Source organism: Streptomyces sp. NPDC029296, assembly GCF_055569255.1.
This window is the reverse complement of sequence record NZ_JBVHXT010000016.1, coordinates 97,840-109,591: the sequence shown is the minus strand read 5'-3', so window position 1 is coordinate 109,591 and position 11,752 is coordinate 97,840. Positions and strand designations below refer to the sequence as shown.

The window sequence follows — 11,752 nt, the reverse complement described above, 5'->3', positions numbered from 1 at the left end:
GGTTCCGGCCCGGTCCCCGCCCCCGCGGCCGGGCTCTGTCGGTGCCCGCAGGTAGATTCGTCCGAGGCCGGTGTGCCGCCCGCACGCGGTACGGGCCGGCCCTTCCCGACGATTGCAGGAGTGATTCGCGTGGATCGTGTCGCGCTGCGCGGCCTCAAGGCCCGTGGGCACCACGGGGTGTTCCCCAAGGAGCGCGAGGAGGGTCAGACCTTCATCGTGGACCTCGTCCTCGGTCTGGACACCCGGCCGGCCGCGGCCGACGACGACCTGACGAAGACCGTGCACTACGGCATCGTGGCCGAGGAGGTCGTGGCCGTGGTCGAAGGCGACCCGGTGGACCTCATCGAGACCCTCGCCGAGCGGATCGCCCGGACCTGCCTGAAGCACGAAGCGGTCGAGGAGGTCGAGGTGTGCGTCCACAAACCGGACGCGCCGATCACCGTCCCCTTCGACGACGTGACCGTCACCATCACCCGGAGCCGAGCATGACCCGACCTTTCCGCCAGGGTCACAGCGACCCGACCGTCCAGCCGGTGCCCGCCTCGGTCGTCGAGAAGGTGGACGCCGCCGACACCACCCTGCACAACCCCCAGTGGGCCGTGATCTCCCTCGGCTCCAACCTGGGCAACCGCCTGGAGACCCTCCAGGGGGCCGTGGACGCCCTGGAGGACACCCCGGGCGTCCGGGTGAAGGCCGTCTCCCCGGTGTACGAGACCGCGCCGTGGGGCGTCGAGCCCGGCAGCCAGCCGTCGTACTTCAACGCGGTCGTGGTGCTGAAGACGACGCTGCCCCCCGCCTCCCTGCTGGAGCGGGCGCACGCCGTCGAAGAGGCCTTCCACCGCGTCCGGGACGAGCGCTGGGGCCCGCGCACCCTGGACGTCGACATCGTGGCCTACGCCGACGTCACCTCGGACGACCCGGGGCTCACCCTGCCCCATCCGCGCGCCCACGAGCGTGCCTTCGTGCTGGCGCCCTGGCACGACGTGGACCCCGAGGCACAGCTCCCCGGCCGCGGCACGGTGGCCGAACTGCTGTCCGTGATCACCCGTGAGGGTGTGGCGCACCGCGGGGACCTGGAACTCCGGCTGCCCGAGTAGTCGTTAAGGTCGAGACGGATCAAGTCAAGACCAAGACGGCCACCGTCCGGAATGGTCCGGGGGAAACCGAAGGGACACCGTGAGAGAGCTGCGCATCAGGGTGCTGGCGGGCGTGTTCGTCGTGGCCGGCGTCCTGTCCTGGGCGGGCGCCCGCCTCTGGAACTCGATCGGGACCCTCCCGAGCGTCCCCCTGGCCGCGCCCGTGGTCCTCGCGCTGATCGCGGTGGTCCTGCTGTCGACGGCGCTCTCGCTGCGGGCCCGGCTGAAGGCCCAGCGCGAGCGCCGGCCCGGCGCCAAGGGCGTCGACCCGCTGATGGCCGCCCGGGCGGTCGTCTTCGGCCAGGCCAGCGCCCTGGTCGCGGCCCTCGTCGCCGGTATGTACGGCGGCACGGGCGTCCTGCTGCTGGAGCTGCTGGACTTCCCCGCCCGCCGCGACCAGGCGATCTACGCGGGCTTCTCGGTGCTGGCCGGCCTCGCCGTGATAGCGGCCGCCCTGTTCCTGGAGCGGATCTGCCGGCTCCCGGAGGACGACGACCAGAACCCGCCGGGAGCGGAGCCGGCGGCCTGAGCCCCGGCGCCGCCCGGCGGCCTGATCAGCGCGCCATGATCAGGCTCATGGCCTCGTTGCGCGTGGCGACGTGCCGCAGCTGTCCGCGCACCGCCGACGTTATGGTCTTCGCACCCGGCTTGCGGATGCCGCGCATCGACATGCACATGTGCTCGCACTCGACGACGACGATGACGCCCCGCGGCTCCAGGATCTCCATCAGGGAGTCCGCGATCTGCGTGGTGAGGCGCTCCTGCACCTGCGGCCGGCGGGCGTAGACGTCGACGAGGCGGGCGAGCTTGGACAGCCCGGTGATCTTGCCGCTCTCGGACGGGATGTAGCCGACGTGGGCGACGCCCCGGAACGGCACCAGGTGGTGCTCGCAGGTCGAGTACACCTCGATGTCCTTCACCAGGACCATCTCGTCGTGCCCGAGGTCGAACGTCGTCGTCAGGACGTCCTCCGGCTGCTGCCACAGACCGGCGAAGATCTCCCGGTAGGCCCGCGCGACCCGGGCCGGCGTCTCCCTGAGCCCCTCGCGGTCCGGGTCCTCCCCGATCGCGATCAGCAGCTCGCGTACGGCGTTCTCGGCGCGCTTCTCGTCGAATTCGCCGATGCGTCCCTCGCCGTCCAGCGTCACCGGGTCGGTCATCTGGTTCCTCGTTCCTGCGCCATGACGCGCGTGTGTCTCGCGTTCCGAAACTGCGGACATGCGAAATGCCGCGCCCCCAGGCTAGAACCCGAGGGACGCGGCATTCATTCCGGCCCGTGTGTCCGGCGCACGGTCAGCTATCGGAGCGGTCCTCCGGGGTCTGCTCCGTCGCCGGGGCGGACTCCGCCGCCGTCGCCTTGGCGGTGCTGATCGACGCCGTGGCGCCGTTCGCGCCGTTGGTCAGTGCCAGCTCCTTCGGGGAGAGCACCGGCGGACGGGTGGACGGGGTGCGGCGGGAGGAACCGGTCCAGGCCGGCCGCGGCGGGCGCTTGACGATCGGGGCGAAGATCTCGGCGATCTCCTCCTTGCCCAGGGTCTCCCTCTCCAGCAGCTGGAGAACGAGGTTGTCGAGCACGTCGCGGTTCTCGACCAGGATCTCCCAGGCCTCGTTGTGCGCGGTCTCGATGAGCTTCTTGACCTCTTCGTCGACCAGCGCGGCGACCTCTTCCGAGTAGTCCCGCTGGTGGGCCATCTCCCGGCCGAGGAACGGCTCGCTGTTGTCGCCGCCGAACTTGATCGCGCCGAGACGCTCGGTCATGCCGTACTGCGTGACCATCGCGCGGGCCAGGTTGGTGGCCTTCTCGATGTCGTTCGCGGCACCGGTGGTCGGGTCGTGGAAGACCAGTTCCTCGGCCGCCCGGCCGCCCAGCATGTAGGCGAGCTGGTCGAGCATCTCGTTGCGGGTGGTCGAGTACTTGTCCTCGTCGGGCAGGACCATCGTGTAGCCGAGGGCACGGCCGCGGGACAAGATCGTGATCTTGTGGACCGGGTCGGAGTTCGGCGAGGCCGCCGCGACCAGGGCGTGACCGCCCTCGTGGTACGCGGTGATCTTCTTCTCCTTGTCCGACATGATCCGGGTCCGCTTCTGCGGGCCCGCGACCACGCGGTCGATCGCCTCGTCCAGCGCCTTGTTGTCGATCAGCTTCTGGTCGCCGCGGGCGGTGAGCAGCGCGGCCTCGTTCAGCACGTTGGCGAGGTCGGCACCGGTCATGCCCGGGGTGCGGCGGGCCACGGCGGACAGGTCGACGTCGGGCGCGACCGGCTTGCCCTTCTGGTGGACCTTGAGGATCTCCAGACGGCCCTGGAGGTCCGGCGGGTCGACCGCGATCTGCCGGTCGAAGCGGCCGGGGCGCAGCAGGGCGGGGTCGAGGATGTCCGGACGGTTGGTGGCGGCGATGAGGATCACACCGCCCTTGACGTCGAACCCGTCCATCTCGACCAGCAGCTGGTTCAGGGTCTGCTCGCGCTCGTCGTGACCGCCGCCGAGGCCGGCGCCGCGGTGGCGGCCGACCGCGTCGATCTCGTCGACGAAGACGATCGCCGGGGCGTTCGCCTTGGCCTGCTCGAACAGGTCGCGCACACGGGAGGCACCGACACCGACGAACATCTCGACGAAGTCGGAACCGGAGATCGAGTAGAACGGCACGCCCGCCTCGCCCGCGACGGCGCGCGCGAGCAGGGTCTTGCCGGTACCCGGGCGGCCGTAGAGCAGCACACCCTTGGGGATCTTGGCGCCGACGGCCTGGAACTTGGCCGGCTCCTGGAGGAACTCCTTGATCTCCTGGAGCTCCTCGACGGCCTCGTCACAGCCGGCGACGTCGGAGAAGGTGGTCTTCGGGGTGTCCTTGGTGATGAGCTTCGCCTTGGACTTGCCGAAGTTCATGACCCGGGAGCCGCCGCCCTGCATCTGATTCATCAGGAACAGGAAGACGACCACGATCAGGACGAAGGGGAGCAGGGACAGCAGGACGCCGACGAACGGGTTCTGCTTGGACGGCGAGACCGTGTAGCCGTCCGTGATCTGCTTTTCCTGGTACTTGGTCTGCAGCGTGCCGGCGAGCTGCACACCCTGGTCGCCGATGTAGCTCGCCTGGATCTTCGAGCTGCCCTCGACCTTGTAGCCGTCCTTGAGCGTGACCTTGATGCTCTGCTCGTCACCGGTGGTGAGCTTGGCCGACTCGACCTTGTTGTCGTTGATCGCCGCCACGACCTGGCCGGTGTCCACCGTCTTGTAGCCGCCGGACGAGCCGACGACCTGCATCAACACGACCACGGCAAGGACGGCCAGCACGATCCACATGACCGGCCCACGGAAGTATCGCTTCACGTCCATCCATACGGAGCGGTGCCGCCCCGTCCCTCCTGCCATAGTGAGTTTGATAAGACAGTTCTTCTGACGGTACCCCAGCATTGTTGCCCGAAGCCGCACGGAGCCGATTCGACGGCTGGGAAAACCCGTCTCCGCTTGCTTCAACGGCAGGGAACCCGCTGGGGTTCCCGATCGTCCTCGTGGGCTTGGGCCGACCGGCTCAGCCGCCGTAGACGTGAGGCGCGAGCGTACCGACGAACGGCAGGTTGCGGTACTTCTCGGCGTAGTCGAGGCCGTAGCCCACGACGAACTCGTTCGGGATGTCGAAGCCGACCCACTCCACGTCGATGGCGACCTTGGCGGCGTCCGGCTTGCGCAGCAGCGTGCACACCTTCAGGGACGCGGGCTCGCGGGAGCCGAGGTTGTTGATCAGCCAGGACAGGGTCAGGCCCGAGTCGATGATGTCCTCGACGATCAGGACGTGCCGGCCCTTGATGTCGGTGTCGAGGTCCTTGAGGATGCGGACGACACCGGAGGACTGGGTGCCCGCGCCGTAGGAGGACACGGCCATCCAGTCCATGGTGACGGGGGTGGACAGCGCCCGGGCGAGGTCCGCCATGACCATCACCGCGCCCTTGAGGACGCCGACGATGAGCAGGTCCTTGCCCGCGTATTCCGCGTCGATCTTCGCGGCCAGCTCGGCCAGCTTCGCGTCGATCTCTTCCTTGGTGATGAGCACCCGCTGGAGGTCGGCACCCATGTCTTTCGCGTCCACCCGCATCACTTTCGGTCGTCCCGCACTTACGGCCGCGAGCGCGGCCACCGGCTACGGCCGCAGGTACGGCCCGTGGGCCGCCCGGCCCGCCGGGGCACCGGGTGAGGGCACTCCGCGGGGCCGGTCGTCAGCCTTGCCGAATCACCAGTCTGCCACCCTGGCGCTGGGCGACGACCCGGCCGGGGAGGTTGATGGCCCCCTGGCCGCGCCAGCCGGTGATCAGACGGTCGACTTCCTCGATGTGGCGGGCGAACAGCGCACCGGCCGGGGCTCCCGCCTCGATGGCCGCGCGGCGCAGGATCCGGCGGCGCACGGCGGGCGGCAGGGCGTACAGCTTGGCGCACTCCAGCAGGCCGGCCGCGTCCCGTACGGAGGCCTCGGCCTGCCGGGCCCAGGCGTCCAGGGCGTCGGCGTCGTCGCGGGAGAGCTGGGCGGTGCGGGCCAGCGCCTCCACCACGCCCTTGCCGAGGGCCTTCTCCAGGGCGGGCAGGCCCTCGTGCCGCAGCCGGGAGCGGGTGTAGGCCGGGTCGGTGTTGTGCGGGTCGTCCCAGACCGGCAGCGACTGGACCATGCAGGCCTTGCGGGCGGTCTGCCGGTCCAGGTGCAGGAAGGGCCGCCGGTAACGGCCGTCGGCCCCCGAGACCGCGGCCATGCCGGACAGGGAGCGGATGCCGGAGCCGCGGGCGAGTCCCAGCAGGACGGTCTCGGCCTGGTCGTCGCGGGTGTGGCCGAGCAGGACCGCGGCGGCGCCGTGGCATTCGGCGGCGGCGTCCAGGGCGGCGTAGCGGGCGTCGCGGGCGGCGGCCTCGGGGCCGCCTTCGCGGCCGACGGTCACGGCGACGGACTCGGCCGGGTCGAGGCCCAGTTCGCGCAGGCGCAGGACGACCTCCTCGGCGCGGAGGTCGGAGCCGGCCTGGAGGCCGTGGTCGACGGTGACCCCGCCGGCGCGGACGCCGAGCTTGGGGGCCTCGAAGGCGAGGGCGGAGGCGAGGGCCATGGAGTCGGCGCCGCCGGAGCACGCGACGAGGACGAGCGGGGAGGGGGGCCGCTCGGCCGTCCGGCCCGCGGGCGCGCGGGAGGTCTGGTCGTTCAGGATGTCGTGGAGGACGCGGCGGACCGCCAGGCGTATCGCCGCGACCGCAGGATGGGGACCCATGTCCGGTTCCCTTCATGAAGTTTTCCGGGGGGCGAGCCCGGGACGGTCACTCAGAGTGTGTAAATGGTGACAGAACCGGGCCGTTCCCCGAGCATCGCACGCCTACGCATGGCATACGGTCCCTCGGACGGGTGATTGGAGGGGCGTTCGCCTGCCGTCGGCCGGACTCGCTTCACGACTCCCCCGCGCCGTTCACCCCTCGGCCCTGCCGTGCACCCTCGTGACCCAGTCCGCCGGTTTGGCGATCTCCGCCTTGGTGGGAAGGGTGTTGGGCGAGGTCCACACGCGGTTGAAGCCGTCGGTGCCGACCTGCTCGACGACGGCCCGCACGAACCGCTCGCCGTCGCGGTACTGCCTCAGCTTGGCGTCCAGCCCGAGCAGCTTGCGCAGGGCGGCGTCCAGGCGGGAGGCGCCCTTGGCCCGCCGCTGCTGGAACTTCTCGCGGATCTCGGCGACGCTCGGCACGACGCTGGGGCCGACGCCGTCCATGACGTAGTCGGCGTGGCCCTCCAGCAGGGACATCACGGCGGTGAGCCGGCCGAGGATCTCCCGCTGGGCCGGGGTCTGCACGAGTTCCACGAAGGAGCGCCCGCCGTCCTCCTCCTCGCCCTCGGGACGGCCGCCGACCAGGGACTGGGCGGCGTCCCGGATGCGCTCCAGGAAGGTCATCGGGTCGACGTCGGTCTCCGCGAGGAACGACTGGATCTCGCCCTCCAGGTGGTCCCGCAGCCAGGGCACGGCGGTGAACTGCGTGCGGTGGGTCTCCTCGTGCAGGCACACCCACAGGCGGAAGTCGTGCGGCTCGACGTCGAGTTCGCGCTCCACGTGGACGATGTTGGGCGCCACGAGCAGCAGCCGGCCGCCGCCGTTCGCGCCGGCCGGCAGGTCGCGGGCGGCCGGGGCGAAGGTCTCGTACTGGCCGAGGACCCGGGAGGACAGGAACGACAGGAGCATGCCCACCTCCACGCCGGTGACCTTGCCGCCGACGGCGCCGAGGACCGCGCCGCCCGGGCCGCCGCCGCGCCGTTCCTGCATCTTCTCCAGCAGCGGCTTGAGCAGTTCCCGGAAGCCCGCGACGTTGGCGCGGACCCAGCCGGGGCGGTCGACGACGAGGACGGGGGTGTCGTGGGTCTCCTCGGTGCCCATCCGGGTGAAGCCCCGGACGTGCTCCTCCGATGCCTTCGCGTGCCGGCGCAGCTCCGCGACGACGGCCCTGGCCTCGTCGCGGCTGACGTCGGGGCCGGGCCGTACGAGCCGCGTCGCGGTCGCCACAGCGAGGTTCCAGTCGACCATCCCGGGAGATGCGGTGCCACCGAAGCCAGTCATGCTGTCAACCGTACGTGCTCGCCGCCGCTTGGGGCAGGCCGTGGGGGGCCGACGGGGGCCGGCGCCCCGGCCGTGGCGATCAGCCCGCCAGTGCCGTCGCCGCCTCGTCCAGGGCCGACTGGGCCTGGACCGGGTCCGTGGTGCCGGAGGCCAGGAAGGCGAAGGCCAGGAGGTGGCCGGTGGGCGTGACGACCGTGCCGGCGAGGGTGTTCACACCGGTCAGGGTGCCGGTCTTGGCGCGTACGACACCGGAGGCGCCGTCGGCGTAACGATTGCTCAGGGTGCCGGTGAAGCCCGCGACGGGCAGGCCCGTGAGGACCGGGCGCAGGCCGGGGCGGTCCGGGTCGGCGGCCCGGACCAGCAGACCCGTCAGCAGGCCGGCGGTGAGCCGGTCGGCGCGGTTCAGGCCGCTGCCGTCGTGGAAGACGGCGCCCGCCATCGGCAGGCCGAGCTCGCGCAGCTGGGTGGCGATGGCCCCGGCCCCGCCCGCGAAGCTGGCCGGCCGCCCGCCGGCCAGGGCCGTGTGCCGGGCCAGGGCCTCCGCGATGTCGTTGTCGCTGTTGGTCAGCATCCGCTCGACCAGGGCGGACAGCGGGGGCGAGGAGACGCCGGCGAGGGTCTGCGCACGCGTGCTGGCCTTGGACGGGCCGGGGTGCGTGGCCGTGATGCCGGCGCCCTTCAGGAGGCCCGCGAACTTGGCCGCCGCGTCCGCCGCCGGGTCGCCCACGCGGATCACCGGCCCGCTGGTGGAGTCGTCGGTGCGGCCCTCGTCGACAGTCAGGGCGGTGACCGGGGCGAGGTTGTCGTTGACGCCGATGGGGTGCAGGGCGGGGCCGGTGAACAGCGTGGTGTCGTAGGACAGGGTGACCTCGCGGATGCCGCGCTCGGCGAGGGCCTTCGCGGTGTCGGCGGCCAGCGCCCGCAGGCTCGCCCAGCCGCCGTCCCGGGCGTGCGCGGTGAGGGTGGGGTCGCCGCCGCCGACCAGGACCAGTTCCCCGGTGTCGGGTTCCAGGGCGGTGCGGGTGGTGAGGCGGTGGTCGGGGCCGAGGGCGGACAGGGCGGCGACGGCGGTGGCGATCTTGGTGGTGGAGGCGGGGGTGAGGGCCTTGCCGCCGTCGGCGTCGTACAGGCGTTCGCCGGTCGTGACGTCGACGACGGCCGCCGCTCGGCCGCCGCCGAGCGCGGGGGCGTCCAGCAGGGGCCCCAGGGCGTCGGAGACGGCCCGGGCGTCCGGCGCGGTCCGCTGGGTGCCCACGGCGCCCGAGGCGCCGCCGAGGCCCGTCAGGACGGGTCCGGCGCTCGGCGCGGGCCGGGGCACCCCCGCGCCCGTGCCGGCGCGACCGTGATCTGCGCCACCTGACGGTTCCAGAGCGGCGGCGCGGTGCCGCTCGGCCGTACGCTGACCCGTGGCGTCCCAGGGTCCGGCCACGGTCACCGCACCGGCGGCCAGTGCCAGGCCGGCGGTGGCGGCGCCCGCGGTGTACCGCCAGGCGCGGGCGTCGCGCGGACGGGGGAGACGGGGGAGGTGCGCAGGGCCGGTCCGCACGGCCTTCGGCAGCCGCGCGAGCGACGGCCGCACGGCCGTCACGGCGCGCGTGAGACGTGGTCGGACGGCGTTCGCGAGCCGCGCCACCCGCGGTCTCGCGGCTCGCCAAGGCCCCAGCTCTGGCACGACCACCAGCCCCTTTCGCGATCACACACCTGCGTGAGGGACACTTAACCACCAGAACTATGTGCTGATCATGGAGGAGCCACCGGTGGAGTTCGACGTCACGATCGAGATCCCGAAGGGTTCGCGGAACAAGTACGAGGTGGACCACGAGACCGGCCGGATCCGCCTGGACCGTCGCCTCTTCACCTCGACCGCCTACCCGACCGACTACGGCTTCGTCGAGAACACCCTCGGCGAGGACGGCGACCCGCTGGACGCGCTGGTCATCCTGGACGAGCCGACCTTCCCGGGCTGCCTGATCCGCTGCCGCGCGATCGGCATGTTCCGGATGACGGACGAGGCCGGCGGCGACGACAAGCTGCTGTGCGTTCCGGCCACCGACCCGCGTGTGGAGCACCTGCGTGACATCCACCACGTGTCGGAGTTCGACCGCCTGGAGATCCAGCACTTCTTCGAGGTGTACAAGGACCTGGAGCCCGGCAAGTCGGTCGAGGGCGCCAACTGGGTGGGCCGTACGGACGCCGAGGCGGAGATCGAGCGGTCGTACAAGCGCTTCGAGGAGCAGGGCGGTCACTGAGCCCCTCTCCCCGTGAACGGGCCGCACGCGCAGGCGTGCGGCCCGTTCGCGTGTGTGCACGCATACGGCCGGACGGGGTACGCGTGCGCATACTGAGGCCCAGCGAAGGTGTCGTGCAGGGAGCGGTGCGAAGTGACGGAGGCGGAGGACCGCAAGCCCCGGTCCGACGAGGCGCGGTACGACCCGGAGATCACCTCCGAGTTCGCCGTTCCGCGGGGTCTCGATGTCCCGAAGGGCCCGGGTGAGGGCGAGACGACCTCCGAGTTCGCCATGCCGGAGGGGCTGCCGGCGCCGCCGCAGCCGCCCGCCGCCGAGCCGGAGGGCTCCGCGTTCAGCCCGCCGCGGACCTACAGCGCGAAGGACGCGCCGGCCGTCTTCACCCCGCCGGCCGGGGTGCCGCTGGTCAGTCTGATCAAGGACGCGCCCTGGCAGGACCGGATGCGCACGATGCTGCGGATGCCGGTCACCGAGCGGCCGGCCCCGGAGCCGGTGCAGCGCGAGGAGGAGGACGGCCCGGCCGTCCCGCGCGTGCTGGACCTGACCCTGCGCATCGGCGAGCTGCTGCTGGCCGGCGGCGAGGGGGCGGAGGACGTGGAGGCCGCGATGTTCGCGGTGTGCCGGTCCTACGGCCTGGACCGGTGCGAGCCGAACGTCACCTTCACCCTGCTGTCGATCTCGCACCAGCCGTCCCTGGTGGAGGACCCGGTGACGGCGTCGCGGACGGTACGGCGGCGGGGCACCGACTACACCCGGCTGGCGGCCGTCTTCCGCCTGGTGGACGACCTGACCGACCCGGAGACCGAGGTCTCCCTGGAGGAGGCCTACCGGCGCCTGGCGGAGATCCGCCGCAACCGGCACCCCTACCCCGGCTGGGCGCTGACCCTGGCCGGCGGGCTGCTGGCCGGCGCGGCGTCCGTGCTGGTCGGCGGCGCCGATCCGATCGTGTTCGTGGCGGCGGCCGTCGGCGCGATGCTCGGCGACCGGCTGGCCTGGCTGTGCGCGGGACGCGGGCTGCCGGAGTTCTACCAGTTCACGGTGGCCGCGATGCCGCCGGCGGCGATCGGGGTGGCGCTGACCCTGGCCCACGTGGACGTGAAGGGCTCCGCGGTGATCACCGGTGGGCTGTTCGCGCTGCTGCCCGGACGGGCGCTGGTGGCGGGGGTGCAGGACGGACTGACGGGCTTCTACATCACCGCCTCCGCGCGCCTGCTGGAGGTCATGTACTTCTTCGTCGGCATCGTCATCGGCGTGCTGACCGTCCTGTACTTCGGGGTGCAGATCGGCGGCAAGCTGAACCCGGAGGCGAAACCGGGCGGCTACGAGGAGCCGCTGGTCCAGTTGGCGGCCTCGATGCTGCTGTCGCTGACCTTCGCCGTCCTGCTCCAGCAGGAACGTTCCACCGTGCTGTGGGTGACCCTCAACGGGGGCGTCGCCTGGACGGTGTACGGCGCGATGTACTACGCCGGCGACCTCTCGCCGGTGGCCTCCACGGCGGTGGCGGCGGGCCTGGTGGGCCTGTTCGGGCAGCTGCTGGCCCGGTACCGGTTCGCCTCCGCGCTGCCCTACACCACGGCGGCGATCGGGCCGTTGCTGCCCGGTTCCGCGACCTACTTCGGCCTGCTGTCCATGGCCCAGAACGACATGGACAAGGGGCTGGTGTCGCTGGCCAAGGCCGCGTCGCTGGCCATGGCCATCGCCATCGGGGTCAACCTGGGATCGGAGATCTTCCGGCTGTTCCTGCGGATCGGCTCCGCCGGAAAGCGCCGGGCGGCGAAGCGGACGAGGGGCTTCTGAGCGACGC

11 protein-coding genes are annotated in these 11,752 nt (G+C 72.0%); 5 read left to right on the top strand and 6 right to left on the bottom strand.

All coding sequences use genetic code 11. From position 1 onward, the window contains the following. Positions 1-129: 129 nt before the first annotated feature. The 3 genes from folB (at position 130) to ACZ4W9_RS16405 (ending at position 1,665) form a co-directional block, all read left to right on the top strand. Positions 130-489 carry a dihydroneopterin aldolase gene (folB, locus tag ACZ4W9_RS16415; RefSeq protein ID WP_467936117.1) on the top strand — a complete coding sequence of 120 codons (360 nt, stop codon included), beginning with the start codon at positions 130-132 and terminating at the stop codon, positions 487-489. Further along, the gene (folK, locus tag ACZ4W9_RS16410) at positions 486-1,097 is read left to right on the top strand and encodes a 2-amino-4-hydroxy-6-hydroxymethyldihydropteridine diphosphokinase (RefSeq protein WP_467936115.1); all 612 of its coding nucleotides are present in this window, start codon (positions 486-488) and stop codon (positions 1,095-1,097) included. Before folB ends, folK begins: the two co-directional genes overlap by 4 nt. A 79-nt stretch (positions 1,098-1,176) precedes the next feature. Then, a complete protein-coding gene (locus ACZ4W9_RS16405; RefSeq protein ID WP_318202111.1) occupies positions 1,177-1,665 on the top strand; it encodes a DUF3180 domain-containing protein in 489 nt (162 codons plus the stop codon). Positions 1,666-1,690: 25 nt separating this feature from the next. Here ACZ4W9_RS16405 and folE read toward each other — a convergent pair whose 3' ends face one another. From folE to dacB, 6 genes are all read right to left on the bottom strand, one after another. Beyond that, positions 1,691-2,296 carry a GTP cyclohydrolase I FolE gene (gene folE / locus ACZ4W9_RS16400; RefSeq protein WP_467936113.1) on the bottom strand — a complete coding sequence of 202 codons (606 nt, stop codon included), beginning with the start codon at positions 2,294-2,296 and terminating at the stop codon, positions 1,691-1,693. A 133-nt stretch (positions 2,297-2,429) separates the two neighbouring features. Next, positions 2,430-4,469, bottom strand: coding sequence for an ATP-dependent zinc metalloprotease FtsH (gene ftsH / locus ACZ4W9_RS16395; protein ID WP_467936111.1), 2,040 nt, complete (start codon positions 4,467-4,469; stop codon positions 2,430-2,432). A gap of 196 nt (positions 4,470-4,665) precedes the next feature. Beyond that, complete coding sequence (gene hpt / locus ACZ4W9_RS16390; protein WP_030606186.1) at positions 4,666-5,226, bottom strand: hypoxanthine phosphoribosyltransferase; 561 nt, start codon at positions 5,224-5,226, stop codon at positions 4,666-4,668. A 121-nt stretch (positions 5,227-5,347) separates the two neighbouring features. Next, positions 5,348-6,376, bottom strand: coding sequence for a tRNA lysidine(34) synthetase TilS (tilS, locus tag ACZ4W9_RS16385; protein ID WP_467936110.1), 1,029 nt, complete (start codon positions 6,374-6,376; stop codon positions 5,348-5,350). A 192-nt stretch (positions 6,377-6,568) separates the two neighbouring features. Next, positions 6,569-7,669, bottom strand: coding sequence for a zinc-dependent metalloprotease (locus ACZ4W9_RS16380; RefSeq protein WP_467936220.1), 1,101 nt, complete (start codon positions 7,667-7,669; stop codon positions 6,569-6,571). 112 nt (positions 7,670-7,781) lie between these two features. Beyond that, on the bottom strand, positions 7,782-9,335 hold the full coding sequence (gene dacB / locus ACZ4W9_RS16375; RefSeq protein ID WP_467936108.1) for a D-alanyl-D-alanine carboxypeptidase/D-alanyl-D-alanine endopeptidase: 1,554 nt from the start codon (positions 9,333-9,335) through the stop codon (positions 7,782-7,784). Positions 9,336-9,459: 124 nt separating this feature from the next. On the opposite strand from dacB, the gene ACZ4W9_RS16370 reads away from it, so the two are divergent. Beyond that, the gene (locus tag ACZ4W9_RS16370; RefSeq protein WP_189303680.1) at positions 9,460-9,951 is read left to right on the top strand and encodes an inorganic diphosphatase; all 492 of its coding nucleotides are present in this window, start codon (positions 9,460-9,462) and stop codon (positions 9,949-9,951) included. A 132-nt stretch (positions 9,952-10,083) separates the two neighbouring features. Continuing rightward, positions 10,084-11,745: a threonine/serine exporter family protein gene (locus ACZ4W9_RS16365; RefSeq protein WP_467936106.1), complete on the top strand. Its 1,662-nt coding sequence runs from the start codon at positions 10,084-10,086 to the stop codon at positions 11,743-11,745. The last annotated feature ends 7 nt before the right edge of the window (positions 11,746-11,752 follow it).

Coding starts and splice junctions, on each gene's coding strand:
- ACZ4W9_RS16380 (WP_467936220.1), bottom strand. CDS start 7,669: ATGGTCGACTGGAACCTCGCTGTGGCGACCGCGACGCGGCTCGTACGG.
- folK (WP_467936115.1), top strand. CDS start 486: ATGACCCGACCTTTCCGCCAGGGTCACAGCGACCCGACCGTCCAGCCG.
- ftsH (WP_467936111.1), bottom strand. CDS start 4,469: ATGGACGTGAAGCGATACTTCCGTGGGCCGGTCATGTGGATCGTGCTG.
- tilS (WP_467936110.1), bottom strand. CDS start 6,376: ATGGGTCCCCATCCTGCGGTCGCGGCGATACGCCTGGCGGTCCGCCGC.
- folE (WP_467936113.1), bottom strand. CDS start 2,296: ATGACCGACCCGGTGACGCTGGACGGCGAGGGACGCATCGGCGAATTC.
- hpt (WP_030606186.1), bottom strand. CDS start 5,226: ATGCGGGTGGACGCGAAAGACATGGGTGCCGACCTCCAGCGGGTGCTC.